General features: G+C 72.7%; 26 protein-coding genes. 16 read left to right on the forward strand and 10 right to left on the reverse strand.

What is annotated here, in order from left to right:
• Nucleotides 1-22: 22 nt before the first annotated feature.
• Nucleotides 23-1,651 carry a malate synthase A gene (gene aceB, locus ACIQ8J_RS28165; RefSeq protein WP_403275957.1) on the reverse strand — a complete coding sequence of 543 codons (1,629 nt, stop codon included), beginning with the start codon at nucleotides 1,649-1,651 and terminating at the stop codon, nucleotides 23-25.
• 269 nt (nucleotides 1,652-1,920) lie between these two features.
• Complete coding sequence (locus ACIQ8J_RS28170; protein ID WP_403275958.1) at nucleotides 1,921-2,535, reverse strand: NTP transferase domain-containing protein; 615 nt, start codon at nucleotides 2,533-2,535, stop codon at nucleotides 1,921-1,923.
• A gap of 153 nt (nucleotides 2,536-2,688) precedes the next feature.
• Here ACIQ8J_RS28170 and ACIQ8J_RS28175 point away from each other — a divergent pair, with 153 nt between their 5' ends.
• Entirely contained in the window at nucleotides 2,689-3,006 is a 318-nt protein-coding gene (locus ACIQ8J_RS28175) for a DUF5955 family protein (protein WP_403275959.1), read from the forward strand.
• Between the two features lie 28 nt (nucleotides 3,007-3,034).
• Here ACIQ8J_RS28175 and ACIQ8J_RS28180 read toward each other — a convergent pair whose 3' ends face one another.
• Nucleotides 3,035-4,522: a PLP-dependent aminotransferase family protein gene (locus tag ACIQ8J_RS28180; RefSeq protein ID WP_403275960.1), complete on the reverse strand. Its 1,488-nt coding sequence runs from the start codon at nucleotides 4,520-4,522 to the stop codon at nucleotides 3,035-3,037.
• 105 nt (nucleotides 4,523-4,627) lie between these two features.
• Here ACIQ8J_RS28180 and ACIQ8J_RS28185 point away from each other — a divergent pair, with 105 nt between their 5' ends.
• Entirely contained in the window at nucleotides 4,628-4,756 is a 129-nt protein-coding gene (locus ACIQ8J_RS28185) for a hypothetical protein (protein WP_399052343.1), read from the forward strand.
• Nucleotides 4,753-5,244 (forward strand): universal stress protein, encoded by a 492-nt coding sequence (locus tag ACIQ8J_RS28190; RefSeq protein ID WP_403275961.1) that lies wholly within the window; start codon nucleotides 4,753-4,755, stop codon nucleotides 5,242-5,244. Before ACIQ8J_RS28185 ends, ACIQ8J_RS28190 begins: the two co-directional genes overlap by 4 nt.
• 65 nt (nucleotides 5,245-5,309) lie before the next feature.
• Here ACIQ8J_RS28190 and ACIQ8J_RS28195 read toward each other — a convergent pair whose 3' ends face one another.
• Together ACIQ8J_RS28195 and ACIQ8J_RS28200 are read right to left on the reverse strand one after the other, a co-directional pair.
• Nucleotides 5,310-5,951: a response regulator gene (locus ACIQ8J_RS28195; protein WP_399052345.1), complete on the reverse strand. Its 642-nt coding sequence runs from the start codon at nucleotides 5,949-5,951 to the stop codon at nucleotides 5,310-5,312.
• Entirely contained in the window at nucleotides 5,948-7,129 is a 1,182-nt protein-coding gene (locus ACIQ8J_RS28200; protein WP_403275962.1) for a sensor histidine kinase, read from the reverse strand. The genes ACIQ8J_RS28195 and ACIQ8J_RS28200 overlap by 4 nt, the downstream gene beginning before the upstream one ends.
• A gap of 134 nt (nucleotides 7,130-7,263) precedes the next feature.
• Here ACIQ8J_RS28200 and ACIQ8J_RS28205 point away from each other — a divergent pair, with 134 nt between their 5' ends.
• From ACIQ8J_RS28205 to ACIQ8J_RS28215, 3 genes are all read left to right on the forward strand, one after another.
• Nucleotides 7,264-8,307, forward strand: coding sequence for an ABC transporter permease (locus tag ACIQ8J_RS28205; protein ID WP_403607960.1), 1,044 nt, complete (start codon nucleotides 7,264-7,266; stop codon nucleotides 8,305-8,307).
• The gene (locus ACIQ8J_RS28210; RefSeq protein ID WP_403275964.1) at nucleotides 8,304-8,999 is read left to right on the forward strand and encodes an ABC transporter ATP-binding protein; all 696 of its coding nucleotides are present in this window, start codon (nucleotides 8,304-8,306) and stop codon (nucleotides 8,997-8,999) included. The genes ACIQ8J_RS28205 and ACIQ8J_RS28210 overlap by 4 nt, the downstream gene beginning before the upstream one ends.
• Before the next feature lie 173 nt (nucleotides 9,000-9,172).
• Nucleotides 9,173-10,822 (forward strand): alkaline phosphatase family protein, encoded by a 1,650-nt coding sequence (locus ACIQ8J_RS28215; protein ID WP_403275966.1) that lies wholly within the window; start codon nucleotides 9,173-9,175, stop codon nucleotides 10,820-10,822.
• A gap of 66 nt (nucleotides 10,823-10,888) precedes the next feature.
• Here ACIQ8J_RS28215 and ACIQ8J_RS28220 read toward each other — a convergent pair whose 3' ends face one another.
• On the reverse strand, nucleotides 10,889-11,692 hold the full coding sequence (locus ACIQ8J_RS28220) for an IclR family transcriptional regulator (RefSeq protein ID WP_403275968.1): 804 nt from the start codon (nucleotides 11,690-11,692) through the stop codon (nucleotides 10,889-10,891).
• 298 nt (nucleotides 11,693-11,990) lie between these two features.
• Between ACIQ8J_RS28220 and allB the strand changes: the two genes are divergently transcribed.
• Together allB and alc are read left to right on the forward strand one after the other, a co-directional pair.
• Nucleotides 11,991-13,328 carry an allantoinase AllB gene (gene allB, locus ACIQ8J_RS28225; RefSeq protein WP_403275970.1) on the forward strand — a complete coding sequence of 446 codons (1,338 nt, stop codon included), beginning with the start codon at nucleotides 11,991-11,993 and terminating at the stop codon, nucleotides 13,326-13,328.
• Nucleotides 13,329-13,332: 4 nt separating this feature from the next.
• Nucleotides 13,333-14,460: an allantoicase gene (gene alc / locus ACIQ8J_RS28230; RefSeq protein ID WP_403275972.1), complete on the forward strand. Its 1,128-nt coding sequence runs from the start codon at nucleotides 13,333-13,335 to the stop codon at nucleotides 14,458-14,460.
• A gap of 219 nt (nucleotides 14,461-14,679) precedes the next feature.
• Here the strand turns inward: alc and ACIQ8J_RS28235 are convergent, their stop codons facing one another.
• Nucleotides 14,680-15,420, reverse strand: a complete 741-nt coding sequence (locus ACIQ8J_RS28235; RefSeq protein WP_403275974.1) for an SDR family NAD(P)-dependent oxidoreductase — start codon at nucleotides 15,418-15,420, stop codon at nucleotides 14,680-14,682.
• A 209-nt stretch (nucleotides 15,421-15,629) separates the two neighbouring features.
• Between ACIQ8J_RS28235 and ACIQ8J_RS28240 the strand changes: the two genes are divergently transcribed.
• Nucleotides 15,630-16,256: a dihydrofolate reductase family protein gene (locus ACIQ8J_RS28240; RefSeq protein WP_403275975.1), complete on the forward strand. Its 627-nt coding sequence runs from the start codon at nucleotides 15,630-15,632 to the stop codon at nucleotides 16,254-16,256.
• A 122-nt stretch (nucleotides 16,257-16,378) separates the two neighbouring features.
• Complete coding sequence (locus ACIQ8J_RS28245; RefSeq protein ID WP_403275994.1) at nucleotides 16,379-17,296, forward strand: DMT family transporter; 918 nt, start codon at nucleotides 16,379-16,381, stop codon at nucleotides 17,294-17,296.
• On the opposite strand, the gene ACIQ8J_RS28250 is transcribed toward ACIQ8J_RS28245, so the two are convergent.
• A complete protein-coding gene (locus ACIQ8J_RS28250) occupies nucleotides 17,297-17,503 on the reverse strand; it encodes a hypothetical protein (protein ID WP_403275977.1) in 207 nt (68 codons plus the stop codon). It lies immediately after the preceding gene.
• 146 nt (nucleotides 17,504-17,649) lie between these two features.
• On the opposite strand from ACIQ8J_RS28250, the gene ACIQ8J_RS28255 reads away from it, so the two are divergent.
• From ACIQ8J_RS28255 to ACIQ8J_RS28265, 3 genes are read left to right on the forward strand one after another with little or no spacing between them, the layout of a single operon-like run.
• Entirely contained in the window at nucleotides 17,650-18,873 is a 1,224-nt protein-coding gene (locus ACIQ8J_RS28255) for a sensor histidine kinase (protein ID WP_403275978.1), read from the forward strand.
• Nucleotides 18,870-19,553, forward strand: coding sequence for a response regulator (locus ACIQ8J_RS28260; RefSeq protein ID WP_403275979.1), 684 nt, complete (start codon nucleotides 18,870-18,872; stop codon nucleotides 19,551-19,553). The genes ACIQ8J_RS28255 and ACIQ8J_RS28260 overlap by 4 nt, the downstream gene beginning before the upstream one ends.
• Before the next feature lie 25 nt (nucleotides 19,554-19,578).
• Nucleotides 19,579-20,760 (forward strand): cytochrome P450, encoded by a 1,182-nt coding sequence (locus tag ACIQ8J_RS28265; protein ID WP_403275980.1) that lies wholly within the window; start codon nucleotides 19,579-19,581, stop codon nucleotides 20,758-20,760.
• A 29-nt stretch (nucleotides 20,761-20,789) separates the two neighbouring features.
• Here the strand turns inward: ACIQ8J_RS28265 and ACIQ8J_RS28270 are convergent, their stop codons facing one another.
• Complete coding sequence (locus tag ACIQ8J_RS28270) at nucleotides 20,790-21,560, reverse strand: hypothetical protein (RefSeq protein ID WP_403275982.1); 771 nt, start codon at nucleotides 21,558-21,560, stop codon at nucleotides 20,790-20,792.
• Nucleotides 21,561-21,759: 199 nt separating this feature from the next.
• On the opposite strand from ACIQ8J_RS28270, the gene ACIQ8J_RS28275 reads away from it, so the two are divergent.
• Nucleotides 21,760-22,962, forward strand: a complete 1,203-nt coding sequence (locus ACIQ8J_RS28275) for a cytochrome P450 (protein ID WP_403275983.1) — start codon at nucleotides 21,760-21,762, stop codon at nucleotides 22,960-22,962.
• 9 nt (nucleotides 22,963-22,971) lie between these two features.
• Here ACIQ8J_RS28275 and ACIQ8J_RS28280 read toward each other — a convergent pair whose 3' ends face one another.
• A complete protein-coding gene (locus ACIQ8J_RS28280; RefSeq protein ID WP_403275984.1) occupies nucleotides 22,972-23,973 on the reverse strand; it encodes a Gfo/Idh/MocA family oxidoreductase in 1,002 nt (333 codons plus the stop codon).
• A 155-nt stretch (nucleotides 23,974-24,128) separates the two neighbouring features.
• Between ACIQ8J_RS28280 and ACIQ8J_RS28285 the strand changes: the two genes are divergently transcribed.
• Entirely contained in the window at nucleotides 24,129-24,848 is a 720-nt protein-coding gene (locus tag ACIQ8J_RS28285; RefSeq protein ID WP_403275995.1) for a GntR family transcriptional regulator, read from the forward strand.
• 135 nt (nucleotides 24,849-24,983) lie between these two features.
• On the forward strand, nucleotides 24,984-25,390 hold a 407-nt coding region (locus tag ACIQ8J_RS28290), incomplete at its 3' end, for a substrate-binding domain-containing protein (protein WP_403275986.1).

Raw genomic sequence — 25,390 nt, forward strand, 5'->3', positions numbered from 1 at the left:
CTCTATGTCAGTGGTATTGGCCCTAGCCCACCAGCTGCTCGTACGCCGGCAGCGTCAGGAAGTCCGCGTAGTCCGTGTCGAGCGAGACCTTCAGGAGGAGGTCGTGGGCCTGCTGCCACTTGCCGGACGCGAAGGCCTCCTCGCCGATCTCCGCCCGGATCGCGGCGAGTTCCTCGGCCGCCACCTTGCGGGTGAGCTCGGCGGTGGCCTTCACGGCCTTGCCGTCGTGCTCGAAGACGACCCCCGCGTTGATCCACTGCCAGATCTGCGAGCGCGAGATCTCGGCGGTGGCCGCGTCCTCCATCAGGTTGAAGATGGCGACCGCGCCGAGACCGCGCAGCCACGCCTCGATGTAGCGGGTGCCGACCTGCACCGCGGAGACCAGGCCCGCGTACGTGGGCCTGGCGTCGAGCGAGTCGATGGCGATCAGGTCGCCGGGGGCGACGGACACGTCCTCGCGCAGGCGGTCCTTCTGGTTCGGCTTGTCGCCGAGCACCGCGTCGAACGAGGCCATCGCGATCGGGACCAGATCGGGGTGGGCGACCCAGGAGCCGTCGAAGCCGTCGCCCGCCTCGCGGTCCTTGTCGGCCTTGACCTTCTCGAAGGCGACCTTGTTCACCTCGGCGTCCCGGCGCGAGGGGATGAAGGCCGCCATGCCGCCGATCGCGTGCGCGCCGCGCTTGTGGCAGGTGCGGACCAGGAGTTCGGTGTACGCGCGCATGAAGGGCGCCGTCATGGTGACCGCGTTGCGGTCCGGGAGCACGAACTTCTCGCCGCCGTCGCGGAAGTTCTTCACGATGGAGAAGAGGTAGTCCCAGCGGCCCGCGTTCAGCCCGGCCGCGTGGTCCTTCAGCTCGTACAGGATCTCTTCCATCTCGTACGCGGCCGTGATCGTCTCGATCAGGACGGTCGCGCGGACCGTGCCCTGCGCGATGCCGACGTAGTCCTGCGCGAAGACGAAGATGTCGTTCCAGAGGCGGGCCTCCAGGTACGACTCCGTCTTCGGGAGGTAGAAGTACGGGCCCTTGCCGAGGTCGATCAGGCGCTGCGCGTTGTGGAAGAAGTAGAGGCCGAAGTCGACCAGCGCGCCGGGCACGGGGCGGCCGTCGAACTGGAGGTGGCGCTCCTCCAGGTGCCAGCCGCGCGGGCGCATCACGACGGTCGCGAGCTCCGAGGCGTCCTTCAGGGCGTACGACTTGCCCGACTTCGGGTCCGTGAAGTCGATGCGGCGCTCGTACGCGTCGATCAGGTTGAGCTGGCCGAGGACCACGTTCTCCCAGGTGGGGGCCGAGGCGTCCTCGAAGTCGGCGAGCCAGACCTTCGCGCCCGAGTTCAGGGCGTTGATGGTCATCTTGCGGTCGGTCGGACCGGTGATCTCGACGCGGCGGTCGTTCAGCGCGGCCGGGGCCGGCGCGACCTTCCAGTCGGCGGCGCGGATCTCGGCGGTCTCGGGGCGGAAGTCCAGCGTGGAGGTGCGGGCGATCTCGGTGCGGCGTTCCTGGCGGCGGGCGAGGAGCTCGTCACGGCGGGCCGTGAAGTTCCGGTGCAGCTCGGCCACGAAGGCGAGGGCCGCATCGGTGAGTACCTCTTCCTGCCGGGGCAGGGGCTCGGCATCGACGATGGCCAGCGGGGACGGCGCTGGTGCGGACATGAGCTGTCACTCCTTCGCGGGCGGTGCCCTGACGGCCGCCGGGTCGCCAAAGCTGGCACTCAGTGCCAGGGCTCCGAGATACGACTGCGGGCGCCGTGTGATCTGTCGGGCGCTTCTGAACAGTGGATACTAGTTTCCTCATGGTGGAAGTTCAATGGTTTGTTGATATCGAGATTCTCCGGGTCGACAGACCATGGCGCTGGGTGCCACCCCGTTCACTCCACGTTTCTGCGTTTCTGCGTTTCTGTGTTTCCGCGTGTACTCCAGATCTACTCCAGCCGGGCCAGGTCCGCCTCCGTGTCGATGTCGTACGGTTCGGCCACATCCCCGCACTCGACCAGCGTGATCTCCGCCTCGTGGGCCTTCAGATAGGCGCGGGCCCCCCGGTCGCCCGTCGCGCTCGCCGCGATGTCGGCCCAGCGGTCCGCTCCGAACAGCACCGGATGGCCCCGCTCGCCGTCGTACGAAGCCGCCGCCAGCGCATCGCCCGAACGGTGGGCGGCGAGCACCCGCGCCACGGCCTCGGCGCCGATGCCCGGCTGGTCCACCAGTGAGACCAGCGCGGCGTCCGCCCCGCCGCTCGACCCGGTCAGGGCCTCCAGGCCCGCCCGCAGCGAGGAGCCCATGCCCTCGGACCAGTCCGGATTGTCGATCAGTACGCAGCCCGACAGGTCGGCGCGGGCCCGTACCTCGTCGGCCGCCGCGCCGAGGACCACGTACACCTGCCGGCAGCCGCCCTCGCGCAGCACCCGGACCGCGTGCTCCACGAGGGGGCGGCCGCGGTGCGGGAGCAGGGCCTTCGGCCGGCCGCCGAGCCGTCTGCCGCCGCCCGCCGCGAGCAGCAGTCCCGTCACTGGCGCCTCATTTGTCATCGGTCGCGTCATGGCCCCAGATATACCCAATGCTTCTGCCGAATTCCGTCCGCGCAGTGGCGCACGACACACCGGATGGCGTTAACTGGCCCGCGCATCCCGGCAGTTGACCTGCGCTGTACGGGCTCTGAACACCTGCACAAGGACGTGCGTGGGGGAGGACTTTTGTTGCGAGGCGTGGAGCAGAGGCCCGTGACCGGCAGCGGTGAGGACCCGAGAGTGAGCGAGCTGCGGGCGGCCGTCGCCCGGCTGCGCCGGGAGCTGGCCGGCCATCCGGCGGAGTTTCCCGACCGGGCCGTGGCCGAGGACGAGCTGGCGGCGCTGGACGCGATGGCCGTCAGCGGTGTCCCGGAAGTTCCGCGGCTGCGCCGCTCGCTGCTGCTGATCGCGGGCTCGATCGGCTCGGTCAGCGCGCTGGCGGGCGCGGTGACGGACGTACGCAAGGCGGTCGAGTTATTCGGCGAGCCGCCGGGCCGGTACTGACCGGCGGCTCGCCGCCCGACCCTTGGGTTCACGCCACCCAGTGCGGCCGGTTCTGCTCGCCGGTGAACGCGGGCAGGCCGGCGTCCAGGGTCGCGGCCAGGCGGCGGACCGCCTCGTCCGTCGTCTCCGGATCGTGCACGAACGGCACGCGCAGACGGTGTTCGTGGGTGCCCGGGTCGGCGGCGAAGCGGGAACCCGGCTGGATGTTCACGCCGTGGGCCGGCGCAGCCTGGGCCAGCGCGCCCGCGATGGGGCGGCCCAGGTCGACCCAGAGGCAGAGCCCGCCGGCCGGCAACTGCCAACGCCATTCCGGCAGATGGCGGGCCAGCGACGCGGCCAGCGCGTCGCGCCGCTCGCGCATCTGCGGCAGCCGCTCACTCAGTACGTCGTCCATGCCGGGCAGCAGGTTCTTGGCGAGCACCTGGTCGATGAGGGAGGGCGCGAGGTCCACGTGGATGCGCAGCGCGGCCAGTTCGTTGATGAGCCGGGAGCCCGCCCGCACCCAGCCGGTGCGCAGCCCGCCCCAGTGGGTCTTGCTGAGTGAGCCGACCGTGATGATCTGCTCGGACTCGCCCTGGTGGGCCAGTGAGGCGAACGGCGCCGGGGCGGGCGCCGCCAGCGCCATCTCGGCCATGGTCTCGTCGATGAGCAGCCAGGTGCCGGTGGCCCGCGCCGCGCGCAGCAGCCGGGTCCGCTGCTCGGTGCTCATCAGCGCGCCGGTCGGATTCTGGAAGTCCGGGATCAGATAGGCGAGCCGGGGCGCGGTCTGGCGCAGGGTGCATTCGAGGAGCTCGATGTCCCAGCCGTCCTCGGTCACCGGTACGGGGGTGATCCGCAGCCCGGCATGGCGTACCGCGTCGAGGGCGTTGGGGTACGAAGGGCTCTCGACCAGCGCCCGGTCGCCCGGCCTGCCCAGGAGGTTGACCACGAGCGACACCGCGGACTGGGCCCCGGTGGTGATCAGGATCTGCTCGGGCAGGGTGGGCAGACCGCGCCGCGTGTAACGCTCGGCGACGGCCGCGCGCAGGTCGGGCAGGCCGAGCGGGTGGTAGCCGTTGGTGGCGGCGTGGCAGGCCAGTTCGGGCCCGGCCAGCTCGAACGCGGCGGCCAGCTCCGCCGCGGGGGCGCCGGGCGAGGCCATCGCCAGGTCGATGACGCCGTCGGCGGCCTGGTAGCGGGCCACATTGGCCGGTGCCTCGCCCTCGGGAAGTGCGGTCCAGGTGCCCGCGCCGCGCCTGCTGAGCGCGTATCCGCCCTCGCGCAGCAGGTCGTACGCGGCCGTGATGGTGGCCCGGCTGACCTCCAGGGCGGTGGCGAGCTCGCGCTCGGCGGGCAGCCGCGTGTGCAGCGGGATCCGGCCGTCGAGCAGCAGGGTGCGCACCCCCTGGGCGAGGGCGCGGTAGCCGGGGTGCGGGGCGGTGATGGCGGTGACCTGTGCGGCGAGCTGACGGCTGCCGAGCGTCCGAGCGGTGCTGCTCACGGTGTCCACGGACCGGACCACCCGCATGTCTGCCATACCAACCTCCGTGAATTGGCCATGCCTTCCAGGCCAATCAGCGTACAGACTTCTGTCCTGTCGGCATATTGGCCTGGATGAAGTGGTCGGGAAGGGTGAGTTGTCATGGAACGCGATGTGGCGGTCACGGACCGGTTCGAGCGGGAGATGCAGCGGCGCCGCGAGGAGCTGCCGCGCGGGATCTCGCTGCACTGGCTGCGCGGACTGCGGCAGCGCAAGGAGCGTGCGAAGTGACCGGGGGGCGCGTGGTGGTGGGGGTCGGCGGCTCGCTGGGCAGCCTCGCCGCGCTGCGGGCGGCGGTCGACGAGGCCCGCGACAGCGGCCGCGTGCTGGTGGCCGTGACCGCGTGGGAGCCCCCGGAGGGCGAAGTGCTGTACGCCCGCAACCCGGACAGCGCCTGGGCCGCGTACCAGGAGGGCATGGCGCGCGATGCGCTCGACCGGGCCGTCGAGGAGGCCCTCGGCGGGCTGCCGTCGGACATCGCGGTGCGGAAACTGGTCGTACGCGGCAAGGCGGGGCGGGTGCTGTGCGCGCTCGCCGACCGGCCGGGGGACCTGCTGGTCGTCGGCGCGCGTCCGGACGCCCGCCGGGCTCCGGTACGCCGCTACGTCCACCGGCACGCGCGGTGCGCCGTCCTGACGGCCCCGGCGCCGCGCCTGCCGAAGCACACCGCGCGGGCCCTGCGGCACGCCACAGCCGAGGACTTCGCGCTGCGAGGGTGACCAGAGCCGGGGGCCGGGCCGAACAGGGGCGGTCGCGGCCCCCCCCACCGCGCGTGCGGACGCGCTCAGCCGGGCTGGCGGATCAGGCGGCGCGCGCTCGCGGCCGCGACCGCCGATGTGCGCGAGTCCACGCCCAACTTGGCGTAGATATGGACCAGATGGGACTTGACGGTCGCCTGGCTGAGGAACAGCTGCTTGCTGATCTGCTGGTTGGAGAGCCCGTCGCCGACCAGTTGCAGCACCTCCAGCTCGCGCCGGGTCAGCGCCTCCGCGGGTGTCCGCATCCGGTCCATCAGCCGGTGCGCCACCGCGGGTGCCAGCGCCGACTGGCCCGAGGCCGCGGTGCGGACCGCCGCCGCCAGCTCCTCCGGCGGCGCGTCCTTGAGCAGGTAGCCCGCCGCGCCCGCCTCCACCGCCGCCAGGATGTCCGCGTCCGTGTCGTACGTCGTGAGGACCAGGACGCGCGGGGCGCCCGGTCGCGCCGTGATCGCGGCGGTCGCCTCGGCGCCGTGCATCCCGGCCCCGAACTGGAGGTCCATCAGGACCACGTCGTAGGCGCCGGACGCGGCCAGCTCCACCGCGCGCTCGGCGGTGGCGGCCTCCCCGGTCACCGCGAAGCCGGGCTCGGTGTCGAGGACCGCGCGCAGCCCGGCCCGCACGATGGGGTGGTCGTCGGCGAGCAGCAGCCGGATCGGTGCCGCGCTCACCGGGCACCCGCCACGGGCAGCGGCAGCGTGATCGCGACGGCCGTGCCCTGGCCCGGGGCCGACTCCACGCTCAGCGTGCCGCCGAGCGACTGGGCGCGCGAGCGCATCGCGGGCAGCCCGAAGCCGCTGGTGTCCTTCGGCCGCCGGTCCGCCGGGTCGAAGCCGCGCCCGTCGTCGACGACGTCCAGGGCCACCGAGGTGTCCATGAAGCTGAGGGTGATCTCGGCGCGGTCCGCCGCCGCGTGCTGCACGGTGTTGGCGAGCGCCGACTGCGCGATGCGCAGCAGGGCCACCTCGTACGGCGTCGGCAGCTCGACCGGGGTGCCGCTCACCCCGAACTGCACGGCGGGGCCCGGCGCGGCCGCGCACAGACGCTCCAGGGCGCCGGAGAGCGAGCCGTGCTCCAGGTCGGGAGGCGTGAGCGCGCGGACGAAACGGCGGGCCTCGGCCAGGTTGTCCTGGGCGGCCCGGCGGGCCTGCTCGACGTGTTCGCGGGCCGGGTCGCCGACGGGCAGCGCGCGCTCGGCGGCGCGAAGGAGCAGCTGGATCGAGGAGAGGCCCTGGGCGAGCGTGTCGTGGATCTCGCGGGCGAGCCGCTCGCGCTCGGCGAGGGTGCCCGCCGTGCGCTCGGCGTCGGCGAGCTCGGCCCGCGTCGCGACCAGCTCGTCGATCAGCTCGCGGCGCCGCTCGCTCTCCCGGTACAGCGCGTCGTACCCGAGCACGGTCGCCACGGCGACCGCCGCCCCGAGCAGCGGCCCTATGAAGGTGCCCGGCGTGACCTGCTGCCCGTGCAGCAGGAAGCTCGCGATGGCCGCGCCCGCCGTGACCAGGACGGCCGGCAGCGCCCAGCGCATCGGCAGCAGGTGCAGCAGCAGGAAGTAGAGCGGGAAGGCGGCCCACAGCGCGTCGGGGGAGAAGACCAGCAGCGCGAGCCAGGACGCGCCGAGCGCCGCCAGCCACACCGCGGCCGCGGTGGTCTGCGGCCGCACCGCGTCGATGGCCACGCCCGCCGCGTACACCGCCGCCATCAGGACCACCGCCGCCAGGACGGCCGCCGTGTGCGGCGCCCCGTCGCTCACCGCCCGCACCGCGGCGAGCGCGAGCAGCCCGCCGAGCAGCGTGTGCAGACACAGGCGCAGCAGGGCGGCGACGGGGGTGTGGGGGCGTACGGAATCCATAGGCCTTCCAGCGTACGGGCGAGGCGGGCCCTGCCGGTCAACCGAAAGTTTGATGTGCGGATGCATCCTTCGATACCCGCCGGACATGCCGCGGCGCGATGCGGCGGCGGGCTCCGCCCGGAAGGCTTGGCGCCATGTTCGTCGCATGGAGAGACCTCCGGTTCGCCAAGGGCCGGTTCGCGCTGATGGGTACGGTCGTGGTGCTCATCACCCTGCTGGTGGGGCTGCTGTCCGGGCTCACCGCCGGGCTGGCCAGGGACAACACCTCGGCCGTCAGCGCGCCGCCCGCCGACCGGCTCGCCTTCGCCGCCCCGCCGTCCGGGCAGTCGGTGTCCTTCACCAACTCCGTTGTACAGAGCGGCACTTGGCACAAGTGGCGGCAGGCGCCGGGGGTGCGGGACGCCCAGCCGATCGGCATCTCCACACTGAACGCGAAGGCGGGCGACCGCACGGCCGCGGTGTCGTCCTTCGCGGTCCCGCCCGGATCACACCTCGCGCCCTCGGCGGTACGCGGCGGCTCCGTCGTCCTCTCCCAGGGCGCGGCCAAGGACCTGGAGGCGAAGGCGGGAGACACCGTCACGCTGGGCGGCCGGCCGCTGACCGTGACGGCGGTGGCGGGCGAGGACTCCTACAGCCACACCCCCGTGGTGTGGACCGCGCTCGCGGACGAGGCCCCGGCGACCGTCGTCGCGCTCACCCTCGGCGCCGGCGCGGACCTCGCCGCCACCGACAAGGACCTCGCCGCCAAGAGCCTGACGCTCTCCGACGCGCTCTCGGCACTGCCCTCCTACCAGGCCGAGAACGGCTCGCTCCAGCTGATGCGCGGCTTCCTCTTCGTCATCTCGGCACTGGTCGTCGGCGCGTTCTTCACCGTGTGGACGATCCAGCGCAGCGGTGACATCGCCGTACTGAAGGCGCTCGGCGCCTCGACTCCGTACCTCCTCAAGGACGCGCTCGGTCAGGCCGTGCTGATGCTCGTCGTGGGCACGCTCGCCGGCACCGGGCTCGCCTCGCTGGCCGGAGGGCTGGTCGGCGGCGCGGTGCCCTTCGTGCTCGACCTCGCGACCACGCTGGTACCCGCCGGCGTGCTGATCGTCCTCGGCGTGATCGGCGCCGCCCTGTCCATCCGGCGCATCACCGCCGTCGACCCGCTGACCGCGCTCGGGAGTGCCCGATGACCCCCTCGACCATTTTCCTCGACTCCGTCACCCTGACCTACCCCGACGGCGAAGGCCGCCTCACCGCCCTCGACGCGGTCTCGGTGTCCGTCGACGCGGGGACGGTGACGGCCTGCGTCGGCCCCTCCGGATCGGGCAAGTCCAGCCTGCTCGCGGTCGCCGCGACCCTCGTCACCCCGGACAGCGGACGGGTCGTCGTGGCCGGCACCGAGACCGGCGCGCTCGGCCCCGCCGAGAAGGCGGCGCTGCGCCGCGACTCCATCGGCATCGTCTTCCAGCAGCCGAACCTGCTGCCCTCGCTCACCGCCGCCGAACAGCTCCAGGCGATGGCCCACCTCGCGGGCCGCAGGCCGCGCGAGGCGCGCGCCCGCGCCCTGGAACTCCTGGCCGCCGTCGGCCTCACCGCCCAGGCCGACCGCCGCCCCCACCAGCTCTCCGGCGGCCAGCGCCAGCGCGTCAACATCGCCCGCGCCCTCATGAACGAGCCCGCCGTGCTCCTGGTCGACGAGCCCACCAGCGCCCTCGACCACGAGCGCGGCGCCGCGATACTCGACCTGCTCGTCACGCTCACCCGCGAACGCGGCACGGCCACCGTCCTGGTGACCCACGACCGCGCCCACCTGGAGCGGATGGACGCCGTGGTGACCATGGCCGACGGCCGCCTGAGCGCCGCGCGGGCGGTCGCGGGCTGAGCCTGTGTCCGGCTCCCGGGATCCGCCCGGCACAACATTGGCCGGTGCATGGGGCGCTCCATACCGCCCGTGCGCCGGACGTTCACCCCTCGGGCGCCGGTGGTACACGGGCCGCCACTACTCATGAGCGCACACCCCCCAAACCCCGGTTCCATCTACGTCAGGGGATACCTGTGAACCGCCCGCTCCTGAGGCTGGCCGCCACGTTCGGCGCGGCCGGCGCGCTCGCCGGAACGACCGTGCTGCACGCCGACGCCACCCCGGCGCGCCAGCACCGAGCCGCCGCCCAGCACGTCCTGCTCATCTCCGTGGACGGACTGCACCAGGCAGATCTCGACCGCTACACCGCCCAGCACCCGCAGTCCGCGCTCGCCCGCCTCGCGCACGGCGGCGTGCAGTACACGCACGCGAGCACCACCACGCCCTCGGACTCCTTCCCCGGCATGACCGCCCAGGTCACCGGCGGCGGCCCCGGCACCACGGGGGTCTACTACGACGACGCCTACGACCGCACGCTGCTCCCGGCGGGCACCTCCGACTGCACCCACGCCAAGCCGGGCGCCGAGCTCGACCTCACCGAGGACCTCGACAAGAACAAGGCGGCCCTCGACGCCGGCCAGGGCCTGACCGGGTTGCCCGGCAGCATCCTGGCGATGACCGGGCGCCCGCAGACGCTCCTCAACCCGGCCGCAATGCCGGTGGACCCCAAGACCTGCAAGCCGGTCGCCCCGCACTCCGTCCTGCGCGTCAACACCGTCTTCGACGTGGCCCGCCAGGCAGGTCTGCGTACCGCCTGGTCGGACAAGCACGCCGCGTACGACATCCTCAACGGGCCGTCGGGGAACGGCATCCAGGACCTGTTCACGCCCGAGATCAACTCCGACGCCATCGGCTACGCCAAGGGCGCCGACTGGACCACGGACAACAAGGCGACGCAGCAGTACGACCACTACAAGGTCCAGGCCGTCCGCAACGAGATCGACGGATACGACCACAGCCGCGCCCACCGCACCGGCACCCCGGCGGTGTTCGGCCTGAACTTCCAGTCGGTGTCGACCGCGCAGAAGCTGCCCGCGTCCGACGGCCTCAAGGGCGGCTACGCGGCCAAGGGCGTACCCGGACCGCTGGTCGAGCGGAGCATCGGCTTCGTGGACGCCGAAGTCGGCTCGCTGGTCGCCGAGTTGAAGGCCCGCCACCTCGACGGCAGCACGACCGTCGTGCTGTCCGCCAAGCACGGCCAGTCGCCCACCGACCCGGCCGCGCTGACCCGCATCGACGACGCACCGCTGCTCGCCGGTCTCAACGCGGCGTGGAAGAAGGCCCACCCGGGCGCCGGCGACCTCGTCGCGCACTCCGCGGACGACGACGGCGTGGTGCTGTGGCTGAACGACCACTCGCAGGCCGCCGCCGACTTCGCGAAGGCGTACCTGCTGGCGCAGAACGGCACCGGCACCGACATGAACGCCAAGCCGAAGCCCTTCACCACCGGCGGTCTGACCAAGGTGTACGCGGGCAAGGAAGCGGCCCGGTACTTCGGCGTGCCGGCCGGTGACGCGCGGGTCCCCGACCTGTTCGGCATCGCCCGCAACGGCGTCGTCTACACCGGCGGCACCAAGAAGATCGCCGAGCACGGCGGCGCCAACGCCGACGACCTGGACGTCCCGCTGGTCGTCTCCGGCGCGGGCACCCCGGCCGGAGTGCGCGACGCGCGCCGCGTCCACACCACGCAGATCGCGCCCACCATCCTGGCCCTGCTCGGCCTGAACCCGCAGGACCTCCAGGCCGTACGCCACGAGCACACCCGCGTGCTGCCGGTCCGCTGACCCGGGCCCCGGCACACCGAACCCCCGGCGGTGTTCAGCACCGCCGGGGGTTTCGGGTATCCGGTCTCAGGCCTGGGCGTTCGTGTTCGCGAGCGCCGTCGACAGTTCCTGGGCGATGCCCTGGAGGATGGGGACGATCTTCTCGGTGGCCGCCTCGGTGACCCGGCCGGCCGGGCCCGAGATCGAAATGGCCGCCGCGGTGGGGGAGTTGGGCACCGACACCGCGAGGCAGCGGACCCCTATTTCCTGCTCGTTGTCGTCCACCGCGTACCCCGCGCGCCGCACCTGCTCCAGCGCGTCGAGGAAGCCGTCCGCCGTGGTGATCGTCTTCTCGGTCGCGGCCGGCATGCCGGTGCGGGCGAGCAGTGCGCGGACCTCCTCCGGCGGGGTGTGCGCGAGCAGCGCCTTGCCCACGCCCGTGGAGTGCGGAAGGACCCGGCGGCCGACCTCGGTGAACATCCGCATGGAGTGCTTCGAGGGCACCTGCGCCACGTACACGATCTCGTCGCCGTCGAGCAGCGCCATGTTCGCGGTCTCGCCGGTCTCCTCCACGAGCCGGGCCAGATACGGCCGCGCCCAGGTGCCGAGCAGCCGGGCCGCCGATTCGCCGAGGCGGATGAGCCGGGGGCCGAGCGCGTAGCGCCGGTTGGCCTGCTGACGGACGTAGCCGCAGGCCACGAGCGTACGCATCAGTCGGTGAATGGTCGGCAGGGGAAGGCCGCTGCTCGCGGAGAGCTCGCTGAGGCCGACCTCGCCCCCGGCGTCGGCCATCCGCTCAAGAAGATCGAAGGCGCGCTCAAGGGACTGGACGCCTCCGCCGGCGGCGGGTGGCTTGGAGGCGTCGGTGGTGCTGGCGCTTGACGTCGGCACGGCGCGTTCCTTTCGGTACTGGCAGGCGAGGGAGCAGCCTATCGGGCGGTTGTCCGTCCTACCCTGGACAGGTCGGGTGTCCTGGCTGTTCGCAGCGGGTTTGTCCGTTCGCGCACCGCACCCCGTGGCGGTATCTACATTCTGCTTGGCGAAATTCTAATTCCATTCTGTGGAAACCTCCAAGACTCGCCCCCGTGTCCGCGGTCACTCCCCGGTCGCTCTTGACGGCCTCGGCGGCGAGCGCGCAGACTCCTTCAACAGATCGTTGAATTCCGGTGTACGGAAGTGAGGGGCTCGGGTGTCCGACGTCAACCTGGTACTGCGCTCGACGCGCGTCATCACCCCCGAGGGGACGCGCCCGGCGACGGTCGCCGTCGCCGACGGGAAGATCGCGGACGTACTGCCGTACGAGGCCGAGGTCCCGGCCGGCGCACGCCTGGAGGACTTCGGTGACGACGTGCTGCTGCCCGGCATCGTCGACACTCATGTGCACGTGAACGACCCCGGCCGCACCGAGTGGGAGGGCTTCTGGACGGCCACCCGCGCGGCGGCAGCCGGAGGCATCACCACCCTCGTGGACATGCCGCTCAACTCGCTGCCGCCGACCACCACGGTCGACAACCTGCGGATCAAGCGGGAGGTCGCCGCGAGCAAGGCGCACATCGACACCGGTTTCTGGGGCGGCGCGCTGCCCGACAACGTCAAGCACCTCAAGCCCCTGCACGAGGCCGGCGTCTTCGGCTTCAAGGCGTTCCTCTCGCCGTCCGGCGTGGAGGAGTTCCCCGAGCTGGACCAGGAGCAGCTCGACCGGGCGCTGGCCGAGATCGCCGGATTCGGCGGCCTGCTGATCGTGCACGCCGAGGACCCGCACGAGCTGGCCGCGGCGCCGCAGAAGCCCGGCCCGCACTACGCGGACTTCCTCGCCTCCCGCCCCCGGGTCTCGGAGAACCTCGCGATCGAGGGCCTGATCGCCGCCGCCAAGCGGATCGGCGCCCGCGTCCACATCCTGCACCTGTCGTCCTCGGACGCGCTGCCGCTGATCGCGGCGGCCAAGCGCGAGGGCGTCAAGCTTACCGTCGAGACCTGCCCGCACTACCTCACCCTCACGGCCGAGGAAGTCCCGGACGGCGCAAGCGAGTTCAAGTGCTGCCCGCCCATCCGTGAGGCCGCCAACCAGGACCTGCTGTGGGCGGCGCTGGCCGACGGCACCATCGACTGCGTCGTCACCGACCACTCGCCGTCCACCGCCGACCTCAAGACCGCCGACTTCGCGACGGCCTGGGGCGGCATCTCCGGACTCCAGCTCAGCCTGCCCGCGATCTGGACCGAGGCCAGGAAGCGCGGCCACACCCTGGAGGACGTGGTCCGCTGGATGTCGACCGCGACCGCGAACCTCGTCGGGCTGACCCAGAAGGGCGCCATCGAGGCCGGCCGCGACGCCGACTTCGCGGTGCTCGCCCCCGACGAGACCTTCACCGTGGACCCGGCCGAGCTCCAGCACCGCAACCGCGTCACCGCCTACGCGGGCAAGACGCTGCACGGTGTCGTCAAGTCGACCTGGCTGCGCGGCGAGCGCATCCAGCACGACGGCGTCATCGCCGAGCCCACCGGCCGCCTGCTCGAAAGGAACAACTGACACCGTGAGCGCGTTGAATTCATCTCCTGCGGCTTCCTTCACCGGCGACGCCAGCCCGTACGGCGGCGGCGACCCGTACGCCGACTACCGCACGGCGGACTTCGGCTTCACCCAGTACGCCGACCTCGCCGACCGGCGCCTCGGCGCGGGCGTGATCGCGGCCAACGACGAGTTCTTCGCCGAGCGCGAGAACCTGCTCAAGCCCGAGGCCGCCGAGTTCGACCCCGAGCACTTCGGGCACAAGGGCAAGATCATGGACGGCTGGGAGACCCGGCGCCGCCGCGGTATCTCCGCCGCCCAGCCGCACCCCACCGACGAGGACCACGACTGGGCCCTCATCCGCCTCGGCGCGCCGGGTGTCATCCGCGGCATCGTCGTGGACACCGCGCACTTCCGCGGCAACTACCCGCAGGCGGTGTCGGTCGAGGCGGCCTCGGTGCCGGGCTCCCCGTCCCCCGAGGACCTCCTCGCGGGCGATGTGAAGTGGGTAACTCTCGTACCCCGTACGGCAGTTGGCGGCCACGCGGCCAACGGCTTCGCGGTGGACGTGGAGCAGCGCTTCACGCACCTGCGGCTCAACCAGCACCCGGACGGCGGTGTGGCCCGTCTGCGGGTCTACGGCGAGGTGGCGCCCGACCCGCAGTGGCTGGCCGTCCTCGGCACCTTCGACCTCGTGGCCCTGGAGAACGGCGGCCAGGTCGAGGACGCCTCCGACCGCTTCTACTCGCCCGCCACCAACACCATCCAGCCGGGCCGCTCCCGCAAGATGGACGACGGCTGGGAGACCCGGCGCCGCCGCGACAAGGGCAACGACTGGATCCGGTACCAGCTGGTGGGCCAGTCGGAGATCCGCGCGATCGAGATCGACACGGCGTACCTCAAGGGGAACTCGGCGGGCTGGGCGGCGCTTTCGGTCTCCGACGGGTCGGGCGACTGGACCGAGGTGCTGCCCCGTACCCGGCTCCAGCCCGACACGAACCACCGCTTCGTGCTGGACGCGCCCGCCGTGGGCGGCCACGTCCGGATCGACATCTTCCCCGACGGCGGCATCTCGCGCCTGCGGCTCTTCGGCTCGCTCACGGCCGAGGGCGCGGCGCGGCTGACCGCCCGCCACCAGGAACTGGGCGGCTGAGCCTCCCGATTCCCCTCAAGACAGGGCGGCACGACACCCGCCCGCCAACGCGAGGCACCCCGACCCGACAGCACCGGGGTGCCTCGCGTTCTGTTGTCTTCCCCACCCCCGCCCCGCCCCTTCCCGAGACCCTCCGGGGTGGGGGGCAAGAACAAGCCCCCTCCGGCGTTCGAGGAGCGGGGTCCGGGGCGGAGCCCCAGGTCCAGCGGGGCGCGGGCGCTATGCCGCGTACCCTCCGTCCACCGCCAGCTCCGCCCCCGTCACATACGACGCCTCCGCCCCCGCGAGGTACGCCACCATCGACGCGACCTCCTGCGCCACCCCGAACCGCCCGACCGAGGTCATCGCGCTCTGGGCCGGCGCGGACGGCCCGTCCGCCGGGTTCATGTCGGTGTCGATGGGGCCCGGGTGCACCAGGGTGGCGTTGATGCCGCGCCCCCCGAGCTCCCGCGCCAGCGCCTTCGTGAGCCCGGTGAGCGCCGACTTGCTCATCGCGTACAGCGTGCCGCCGGGCCCCGGCACCCGCTGGGCCATGCAGCTGCCGATGGTGACGATCCGGCCGCCGTGCGGCATGCGGGCCGCCGCGGCCTGGGAGGCGAGGAAGACGGCGCGTACGTTCACCGCGAGCACCCGGTCGACATCGGTGACCGAGATGTCGCCGAGCGGGCCGAGCACCCCGACCCCCGCGTTGTTGACGAGGACGTCGAGACCGCCGAGGGCCTGTGCCGCACGCTCGACCGAGGCCACGGCCTCGGCCGCCTGCGCCAGGTCCGCGCGCAGCGCGACGCCGCGCCGCCCCATCGATTCGATCTTCGCGACGACCTCCCGGGCCGCTTCCTCGCCCTGGACGTACGTGATGGCGACATCGGCGCCCTCCTGGGCGAGCCGCAGCGCGGTGGCCGCCCCGATGCCCCGGCTGCCGCCGGTGACCAGGGCCTTCTTGCCGTTGAGCGTGTTCATGGTGGGTCCTTCCCCGTGGGCCGGTAGTGGTTGCGGGTTCAAGCAAAGCTGTCGCCGCACCCCCGCGCTGGCGGGGATCGGACACCGAGGCCGGGTGGCGGAAGAAGGCGCAGGGCAGCCGATGAGTTCGAGGAGAGCGCCGGGTCTCAGTAGGTGAAACCGGCGCGGTGTGACCACGCCGGATCCGGACCCGGCGAAAGGATCAGGCCATGAAACTCACCTTCACCTCGTTCCTCACCCTCGACGGAGTCGTCCAGGCACCCGGCGGCCCCTCCGAGGACCGCAGCGGCGTCTTCGAGCACGGCGGCTGGCTGGTCCCGTTCGCGGACGAGAACCTGGGGCGGTACGTCACCGAGTGGATCTCCCTCGCGGACGCCTTCCTGCTCGGCCGGCGCACGTACGACATCTTCTCGGGGCACTGGCCGCGCATCACCGACCCGGACGACCCGGTCGCGAGCGCGCTGAACGGGCTTCCCAAGTACGTCGTCTCCAACACCCTCAAGGACCCCGAGTGGCAGCACACCACCGTCATCGGCGGCGACGAGGACGGCGTGGCCAGGGAGATCCGGGCGCTCAAGGACCGGCCGGGCGGCGAGCTCCAGGTGCACGGCAGCGGCGCCCTCGCCCAGTTCCTGATGCGGCACGAGCTCATCGACGTGTACCGGCTGTGGACCTTCCCCGTCGTCCTCGGCCAAGGGCGGCGGCTGTTCGCCGAAGGCGGTCTGCCCACCTCCTTCGAGCTGGCCGACTCCCGCACGACCAGCACCGGGGTCAGCGTCAACAGCTACCGCCCGGCCGGCCGGCCCCGGCACGGGAGCTTCGAACTGGACCAGTGAGCCGCCCCCCGCCCGACCGGTGAAACAGCCCTTCCCGGCCCGGTCCCGTCCCGGTACGGTGATCGTTCCCCGTGCGAGCCGCCGAAGTCTCCACACCGCCACGCCACTTGGAGACCGGGCCCGTGTCGTCGATCGCCGTACCCTCCGCAGGACTCGCCCCGCGCCGCGCCTGGCTCACCGATCTGCCGGTCCTCCTGGTGGCCGTGTTCTGGGGCGCCAGCTACCTCGCCGCGAAGGACATCACCACCGCCCGCACCGTGACCGGCGTCCTGGTGCTGCGCTTCGCGCTCGTCCTGCCGGTCCTCGCGGCGGCCGGATGGCGCGGGCTGCGGGCGCTGACCGCCGCCCAGTGGCGCGGCGCCGGGCTGCTCGGCCTGGTCCTCAGCGGGATCTTCCTGCTGGAGACGTACGGCGTCGTGCACACCTCGGCGACCAACGCCGGGCTCATCATCAGCCTCACCATGATCTTCACCCCGCTCGCCGAGGCGGCCGTCACCCGGGTCCGGCCGCCGCGCGCCTTCCTCGGCGCGGCGGCGCTCTCGGTGGCGGGCGTGGTCCTGCTGACCCAGGGCGGCGGCTTCACCGCGCCCTCGGCGGGCGACCTCCTGATGCTGCTCGCCGCGCTGGCCCGTACCGCGCACGTCCTGTTCATGGCCCGCGTCAAGGCGGTCCGGAGCGCCGACTCGCTGCCCCTGACCACCGTCCAACTCGGCGGCGCCGTCGCGGTGTTCGCGGTGCTCGCCGCCGTGCCCGGCGCGGGGCCCGCACCCTGGACGGTGGCCGCCGGCTTCGGCGTCCGCGAGTGGACCGGCCTGCTGTTCCTGTCGGTGTTCTGCACCCTGTTCGCGTTCTTCGTGCAGATGTGGGCGGTCCGCCGCACCTCACCGTCCCGCGTCAGCCTCCTCCTCGGCACCGAACCGCTCTGGGCGGCGGCGGCCGGCATCGCCCTGGGCGGCGAACGCCTGGGTGCACTGGGCCTGTTGGGCGCCGTCCTGGTCCTGGCGGGCACGGGCTGGGGGCGCCGGGCGAGCGGGGCCTGACTACTTCCTCACGCCGCGCTCCGCCGCGATCAGCACCGCCGCGCCCGCCACCGCGAGCACGATGCTCGCGAAGATCTCATGGCCTGCCAGCGCGTCGGGGCGGTGCACCACCGTCCACAGGTCGAACCAGCCGGTCCACTCGTGCAGCAGCCCGCCGATGCCCTGGACCAGCAGAACGAACCCGGCGACCTCCAGGAATTTCCTCATGGGCCGAGCCTGCGCCGGGCGGGTCGATCGCCGCGTCGGCCTTCGGGACACCGCGCCCGCGTCCAAAGCCCCCGGCCGTGCGACTTTGGTAGCGTCCCGAGTCCGCAGCGCGCCGCCCGGCCCCCCGGCTGCGTAACTTTGTCGACATGACACGAGCCGGACCCGAGTTCCGCTGGCTGCTGCCCTCGGCGGTGGCCGACCCCGAGCTGCCCGGCGACCGGGCCCGGCCGCGGCGCACCGTGCGCGACTGGGTCGTGGACATCTGCGCATTCGTCGGCGCCGCCCTGATCGGCATGATCGCCGCCGATGCGCTCGACAAGACACCCGGATACTCCGACACCGTCCTGTTCCTCGACCAGCTGGTCGGCGCCGCGGCCTGCTGTGCGGTGTGGCTGCGGCGGCGCTGGCCGGCGGGGCTCGCCGTGGCGCTCGTCGCGGTCTCGCTGGTCGCCCCGGTCGCCTCCGGGGCGCTCCTGGTCGCCCTGTTCAGCCTCGCCGTGCACCGGCCCTTCAAACCCGTCGTGCTCGCGGTGAGCGGCCTCGCCGTGGTGAGCTCGGTGTTCCAGCCCGTGGTGCGCCCCGACCCGACCATCAGCCTGCTCGCCAACGCGGTCACGGGCACGGTGCTGGTCCTGCTGGTCACCGGCTGGGGCATGCTCGTACGCTCCCGGCGCCAGCTCGTCGTCGCGCTGCGCGAACGGGCGACCCGCGCCGAGGCCGAGGCGGCGCTGCGGGCCGAGAACGCCCAGCGGCTCGCCCGCGAGGCCATCGCCCGCGAGATGCACGACGTGCTCGCCCACCGCCTCACCCTGCTCTCGGTGCACGCGGGCGCCCTCGAATTCCGCCCCGACGCGCCGCCTGCCGCAGTGGCCAGGGCCGCCGGGGTCATCCGGGACAGCGCGCACGAGGCGCTCCAGGACCTGCGGCAGATCATCGGCGTGCTGCGCAGCCCCGGCGAGGGCGCCGAGGACCGGCCCCAGCCGACCCTCGCCACCCTCGACGCACTGGTCGCCGAATCCCGCGCGGCCGGGATGAAGGTCGTCCTCGACAGCCGGATCCCGGACGCCGCCGCCGTTCCGGTCGCCACCGGCCGCAACGCCTACCGCATCGCCCAGGAGGCCCTCACCAACGCCCGCAAGCACGCGCCCGGCACCGAGGTCACCGTCACGGTGACCGGCCGGCCGGGCGACGGGCTCACCGTCGAGGTACGCAACCCCGCACCCGTCGGCGCCGTACCCGACGTGCCCGGATCGGGGCAGGGCCTCATCGGGCTCACCGAACGCGCCACCCTGGCCGGTGGACGGCTCGACCACGGGCCCGCGCCCGACGGCGGGTTCGCGGTCGTGGCCTGGCTACCGTGGCCCTCATGACCATCCGGCTGCTCATCGTCGACGACGACCCCCTGGTCCGCGCGGGACTCACCTTCATGCTCGGCGGCGCCGAGGACATCGAGATCGTCGGCGAGGCCCCCGACGGCTCCGGAGTCGGCCAACTGGTCCTGCGACTGCGGCCGGACGTCGTCCTCATGGACATCCGCATGCCCCACGTCGACGGCCTCACCGCCACCGAGACGCTGCGGGCCCGCCCCGACGCGCCCGAGGTGATCGTGCTGACCACCTTCCACGCCGACGAACAGGTGCTGCGGGCGCTGCGGGCCGGAGCCGCCGGGTTCGTCCTGAAGGACACCCCGCCCGCCGAGATCGTCGCGGCGGTACGCCGGGTCGCCGCCGGAGACCCGGTGCTCTCGCCCGCCGTCACCCGGCAGTTGATGACCCAGGTGTCCGGCGGCCCCGCCACGCCCGGCGACCGGGCCGCCCGCGCCCGCAGCCGCATCGCGCTGCTCGCCGGGCGGGAACGGGAGGTGGCCGTCGCCGTCGGCCGCGGCCAGTCGAACGCCGAGATCTCGGCGAGCCTGTATCTGAGCGTGCCCACCGTGAAGACCCACGTGTCCCGCGTCCTCGCCAAGCTCGGACTCAACAACCGTGTGCAGATCGCCCTGTTGGTGCACGACGCCGGTCTGCTCGACGAGCGCGGCGGCGACGTAGGCTGAAGCGAACCGACCAGAGGGTGAGGCCATGCCTGTCATCGATCTGAGCGAGCACGCCGAGGAATTCAACACCGATCCGCACCCGGTCTACGCCAAACTGCGTGCCGCGGGACCCGCACATCTTGCCCGCATTCCGGCCGGAGTGGACGTCTGGCTGATCGTCGGCCACGAGGAGGCACGGGCCGCGCTCGCCGACCCCCGCCTCTCCAAGGACTGGCGGGCCATCGCCGAGGCGGACTACGTCGAACTGCCGGTCAGCGCCAACATGCTGGAGACCGACCCGCCGCAGCACACCCGGCTGCGCAAACTGGTGGCGCGGGAGTTCACCCCGCGCCGCATCGAGGCGCTGCGCCCCCGCGTGCAGGAGATCACCGACGGGCTCGTCGCGACCATGCTGGCCGCCCCCGACCGCACCGCCGACCTGGTCGACTCGCTCGCCTTCCCGCTGCCGATGACCGTGATCTGCGAACTCCTCGGCGTACCCGACCTCGACCAGGAGGCCTTCCGGGTCCTGTCCAACGAAGCGGTCGCGCCGACCGTGAACGACAACACGGCGGTACGCGAGATCGGCGAGTACCTGGTCGAGCTCATCGAGGACAAACGCCGCACCCGCCCCGCCGACGACCTGCTGAGCGCCCTGATCCGGGCCCGCCACGAGGACGGCGACCAGCTGTCGCAGGACGAACTCATCGGCATGGCCTTCCTGTTGCTCGTCGCGGGCCACGAGACGACCGTCAACCTGATCTCCAACGGGGTACGGACCCTGCTCGGCCACCCCGAGCAACTGGCCGATCTGCGCGCCGACTTCGACGGGCTTCTCGACGGCGCCATCGAGGAAATGCTCCGCTACGAGGGCCCCGTCGAGACCGCCACCTTCCGCTTCGCCCGCGAACCCGTCCTCATCGGCGACGCCCTCATCCCGGCGGGCGCCCCGGTCCTGGTCGCCCTCGCCGCGGCCGGTCGCGACCCGGACCGCTACCCCGACCCGGACCGCTTCGACATCCGGCGCACCGGGCAGGGCCATCTCGCCTTCGGCCACGGCATCCACTTCTGCCTCGGCGCCCCGCTCGCCCGCATGGAGGGCAGGATCGCGATCCGCACTCTCCTCGAACACGCCCCCGACCTCCAACTGGCAACGAAGAGGGACCAGTTGGAATGGCTGCCCGGCATGCTCATCCGGGGCGTGCGCCACCTGCCGGTGCGCTGGTGAGGCAGAGCCTGTGACGCACAGCCCGTGACTCACGCCTTGCGCGCGGCCGCCGCCCGCCTGCGGTGCTCGCCGCGCAGCACCAGCGAGGGCCATTCGTCCCCGTACGCCCCGCAGGCGCACACCGACCACAGCGACCACTGCTGCGGCACCGAGTAGTACGGCACGAGCACCCGGGCCGTCCGCAGCCGCGACAGCTTCACCGGCACCAACGCGGGCAGTACGTCCGGCGGCTGGCCGGCCAGGATCGCCCTGCGGCAGGACGGGCAGGCCGGTCGCCGGTCGGCCGCCGCCTCCCGCGGCCCGGTACGCCGCCTGGCCTGCCGGCGGTGCTGCTTGCGCACGGGGGAGTGGCCGTCCTCGGCCGCCGTGTGCAGCGGGTTGTAGAAACACCGCTGGGCGGGCCTGGCCACCGGCTGCCCGGCCGCCCGCGCGTGCACCGCGGCGAAGCGTTCCAGGGCGCGATCGGCCAGGACCGCCGCGGCCGCGAGATCGGGCAGATCGGCCGCCTCGTCAAGGAGCTTGCCCGCCGCCTGGAAGGCGTCGAAGGCCCAGGTGCAGTCACCCTGGGCGAGGGGGTCGGTGCCGGAAGGTGCCACGAGGGTGTCGCCGAGCGGCAGTTCGGCCGTCCGCAGTACGTCGCCGACCGCCGTCACCCGGGCCGACACCAGCCGGTCGAGCCGCTCGCGGGCCGTCGCCCACTCGTCCAGGATCCGCTGCTGCGCCTCCTTGGACATCTCCCGCGACCGCTGAGCGGGCACGGCGGGGCGCAGCGCCTCCATGAACCACCAACGCTTCAGCACCTTGCCTCCCCTCGCTGTGACCAGCGTAGAAGCCCCTTAAGCTACTGGAGAGTCAGGGGGAGCCCGATCACGCGACGCGAGGTGGACGGCATGGGGACCTGTCCGCCGTGTCCGCGGACGGCACGGAAATGCCGCGCGCGGTCGCCCGGGGCGCCGTACTGTCCGCCGTATCCACCGAACCGTCCTGAGAGGACCCGAGTTGACCAGCGATGCCATAGTCGATCTCGTCGCACTGGGCGAGGACTTCACGCGCGACCCCTATCCGGTCTACGCGGGGCTGCGGGCCCAGGGCCCCGTGCACCGCATCCGGATGCCCGAGGGCTCCGACGCCTGGCTCGTCGTCGGGTACGAGGCCGGGCGCGCCGCCCTCGCCGACGACCGGCTGTCCAAGGAGTGGCGCAACGCCTCTCCCGACGTCGGCGTGAAGCAGGTCGCCTCCGGCACCACCATGCTCAGCTCCGACGCGCCCGTCCACACCCGGCTGCGCAAGCTGGTCACCCGGGAGTTCACGCCCCGCCGGGTCGAGCAACTCGCCCCGCGCGTCCAGGAGATGACGGACGGCTTCCTCGACGAGATGCTGGCGGCGCCGGGCCGCAGGGCCGATCTGGTCGAGGCGCTCTCGTTCCCGCTGCCGATCACCGTGATCTGCGAACTCATCGGCGTGCCCAGCCTGGACCAGGACAACTTCCGCCAGTGGTCCAACGTCTCCGTCTCGGCACCCGCCCTCGAAGACCGGCTGGCCGCCGCGAAGGCGATCAACGAGTATCTGACGAACCTGCTCGCCGAGAAGCGCCGCGCCCCCGGCGACGACCTGATCAGCGCGCTGATCCACGCCGCCGACGAGGAGGGCGGGGACCGCCTCTCGGAGGCCGAACTCCTCGGCATGGCCTGGCTGCTCCTGGTCGCGGGCCACGAGACCACGGTCAACCTCATCTCCAACGGCATGCTCGCGCTGCTCGGCCACCCCGAGCAACTGGCCGCCCTGCGCGCCGACTTCGACGGGCTCATCGACAACGCGGTCGAGGAGATGCTGCGCTACGACGGCCCGGTCGAGACCCCCACGTACCGCTTCACCAAGGAGCCCGTCGAGATCGGCGGAACCGTCATCCCCGGCGACGGCCAGCTGGTCCTGGTCGCGATGGCCGACGCCAACCGCGACCCGGCGCGCTTCGACGACCCGCACCGCTTCGACATCCGTCGCGACGCCCGGGGGCACGTCGCCTTCGGCCACGGCATCCACTACTGCCTGGGCGCCCCGCTGGCCCGCCTCGAAGCCCGGATCGCGGTCCGCACCCTGCTCGACCGCTGCCCGGACCTGGCGCTCGACATCCACCCGGCGGCCATCCAGTGGCGCACCGGCATGCTGGTACGCGGTCCGGAGACCCTGCCCGTGCGCTGGTAGCCCAGGGCCTCAGCCGGCCGGGACCTCGGCGACGAGCACCGGCCGCCGCTCCCGGCGCGAGACCTCGCACGCCTCGGCGATGCGCAGTGCGTGCAGGGCGTCCCGGCCGTCGCACGGGTTCGGCGCCTCACCGCGTACGAGCTTGACGAAGGCGTCGAGCTCGGCCTCGTACGCGGGGGCGAAGCGCTCCAGGAACCCGGTCCACGGCTTGTCGGGGCGGGCCGGGCCCTGCGGCTCGGTCGAGGTGAGCGGCGTGCGGTCGTCCAGGCCGACCGCGAACTGGTCGCGCTCCCCGGCCAGTTCGAGGCGTACGTCGTAGCCCGCCCCGTTGCAGCGGGTGGCCGTGGCCGTCGCCAGGGTGCCGTCGTCCAGGGTGAGGACCGCGGCCGCCGTGTCGATGTCGCCGGCCGCGCGGAACATCGCGGGCCCGGCGTCGGAGCCCGTCGCGTACACCTCGGTCACCTCGCGGCCGGTCACCCAGCGCACGATGTCGAAGTCGTGGACCAGGCAGTCGCGGTAGAGCCCGCCGGAGAGCGGCAGATACGCGGCGGGTGGCGGCGCGGGGTCGGAGGTGATGGCCCGCACGGTGTGCAGTCGGCCGAGCCGCCCCGAACGCACGAGTTCGCGGGCGCGCGCATAGCCCGCGTCGAAGCGGCGCATGAAGCCGAGCTGGAGCTCGGTGCCCGCCGCCTCGACCGCGCGCAGCGCCGCGAGGGTGCCCGGCACGTCCAGGGCCACCGGTTTCTCGCAGAAGGCGGGCAGTCCGGCGCGGGCGGCGGCCGCGATGTGCTCGGCGTGCGCGGCGGTCGCCGAGGCGATCACCACCGCGTCGACCCCGGAGAAGGCCTCCGCCACCGTGGCCGCGGCCGCCGCGCCGGTCAGCGCGGCGACCTCGGCGGCCCGCGCGGCATCGGCGTCCGCGACCACCAGCTGCTCGACCTGTGGATGGCGGGCGAGCACTCCCGCGTGGAAGGCGCCGATCCGTCCCGTCCCGATCAGTCCGATACGCATGGGCACACCGTGGCCGGGGGCCACCATCATGTCAAGAGTTTGTCCTGACAATCGAACTTCACGACTTCCCGTCAACATCCCCGGCGCACTACGCTCGCTCCGTGCCCAAGCAGCCCAGACCAGTGGTGGACTTCCCGAAGCCGCTCCAGCTCAGCGTGGACCGCACCAGCCCGGTCCCGCTCTACTTCCAGCTCTCGCAGCAGCTGGAGGCGGCCATCGAGAAGGGCGTCCTCACGCCCGGCAGCCTCCTCGGCAACGAGATCGACCTGGCCAACCGGCTCGGCCTGTCCCGCCCCACCGTCCGCCAGGCCATCCAGGCACTGGTCGACAAGGGTCTCCTGGTCCGCCGCCGCGGGGTCGGGACCCAGGTCGTGCACAGCCAGGTCAAGCGCCCGCTCGAACTGAGCAGCCTGTACGACGACCTGGAGGCGGCCGGCCAGAAGCCCGCCACCACCGTGCTGCGCAACGCCTTCGAGCCGGCCACCGCCGAGGTCGCCGCCGCCCTCGGGGTGCCCCAGGGCAGCGACGTACACGTGGTGGAACGGCTGCGGTACGCGCACGGCGAGCCCATGGCGCGGCTGCGCAACCACCTGCCGGCCGGGCTGCTCCGGCTGGACACCGAGTATCTGGAGGGCACGGGGCTCTACCGGCTGATGCGGGGTGCGGGCATCACGCTGCACAGCGCCCGGCAGACCGTGGGCGCGCGGGCGGCCACCGCTCTGGAGGCCGAGCTGCTCACCGAGGTGGCGGGCGCGCCGCTGCTGACCATGCAGCGCACCACCTTCGACGACACGGGCAGGGCGGTCGAGTTCGGCTCACACATCTACCGGGCCTCGCGGTACTCCTTCGAGTTCCAGTTGCTCGTACGCCCTTGAGGGGTGCGCCGTCCGTCGCCGGGCGGTCAGGGCGTCATTGAGTAAGAATGTTCGGACAAAGTATTGACCGTGTGGCCGAACCGCCGCTAGAACTCACGTGCCGCAACCGGGCGGCCGGGACAGAAGGCGGAACGCATGCGCACACCCCGCACGGCGACCACGGCGGTCGTGGCCGTCGCCGCACTGGCACTCATGGTCGGCGGTTGCAGCAGCTCGGGTGGTAAGGGTTCCGAGGACAAGGGTTCGGGGTCGGCGGGTGGTGGCAAGGCGGTGGGGACGCCGCGTCTGAAGATCGCGATGGTGACTCATTCCGGTGAGGGCGACACGTTCTGGGACATTGTGCAGAGCGGTGCGAAGCAGGCGGCGGCGAAGGACAACGTGGACTTCCTGTATTCGCACAGTGATCAGGGGCAGCAGCAGGCGCAGTTGGTGCAGGCGGCCATTGACCAGAGGGTCGATGGGCTCGTGGTCACGCTGGCGAAGCCGGAGGCGCTGAAGGATGTCGTGAAGAAGGCCGTCGAGGCGGGGATACCGGTGGTCAC

Source organism: Streptomyces sp. NPDC094147 (assembly GCF_044764265.1).
Taxonomy (GTDB): Bacteria; Actinomycetota; Actinomycetes; order Streptomycetales; family Streptomycetaceae; genus Streptomyces.

Bases quoted from the DNA above. Each gene is read 5' to 3' on its own strand.
- ACIQ8J_RS28240 (WP_403275975.1), top strand. From the start codon at position 15,630: ATGAAACTCACCTTCACCTCGTTCCTCACCCTCGACGGAGTCGTCCAG.
- ACIQ8J_RS28185 (WP_399052343.1), top strand. From the start codon at position 4,628: ATGGAACGCGATGTGGCGGTCACGGACCGGTTCGAGCGGGAGATGCAG.
- ACIQ8J_RS28280 (WP_403275984.1), bottom strand. From the start codon at position 23,973: ATGCGTATCGGACTGATCGGGACGGGACGGATCGGCGCCTTCCACGCG.
- ACIQ8J_RS28260 (WP_403275979.1), top strand. From the start codon at position 18,870: ATGACCATCCGGCTGCTCATCGTCGACGACGACCCCCTGGTCCGCGCG.
- aceB (WP_403275957.1), bottom strand. From the start codon at position 1,651: ATGTCCGCACCAGCGCCGTCCCCGCTGGCCATCGTCGATGCCGAGCCC.
- ACIQ8J_RS28170 (WP_403275958.1), bottom strand. From the start codon at position 2,535: ATGACGCGACCGATGACAAATGAGGCGCCAGTGACGGGACTGCTGCTC.
- ACIQ8J_RS28210 (WP_403275964.1), top strand. From the start codon at position 8,304: ATGACCCCCTCGACCATTTTCCTCGACTCCGTCACCCTGACCTACCCC.
- ACIQ8J_RS28180 (WP_403275960.1), bottom strand. From the start codon at position 4,522: ATGGCAGACATGCGGGTGGTCCGGTCCGTGGACACCGTGAGCAGCACC.
- ACIQ8J_RS28205 (WP_403607960.1), top strand. From the start codon at position 7,264: ATGTTCGTCGCATGGAGAGACCTCCGGTTCGCCAAGGGCCGGTTCGCG.
- ACIQ8J_RS28250 (WP_403275977.1), bottom strand. From the start codon at position 17,503: ATGAGGAAATTCCTGGAGGTCGCCGGGTTCGTTCTGCTGGTCCAGGGC.
- ACIQ8J_RS28265 (WP_403275980.1), top strand. From the start codon at position 19,579: ATGCCTGTCATCGATCTGAGCGAGCACGCCGAGGAATTCAACACCGAT.
- ACIQ8J_RS28235 (WP_403275974.1), bottom strand. From the start codon at position 15,420: ATGAACACGCTCAACGGCAAGAAGGCCCTGGTCACCGGCGGCAGCCGG.
- ACIQ8J_RS28255 (WP_403275978.1), top strand. From the start codon at position 17,650: ATGACACGAGCCGGACCCGAGTTCCGCTGGCTGCTGCCCTCGGCGGTG.
- ACIQ8J_RS28200 (WP_403275962.1), bottom strand. From the start codon at position 7,129: ATGGATTCCGTACGCCCCCACACCCCCGTCGCCGCCCTGCTGCGCCTG.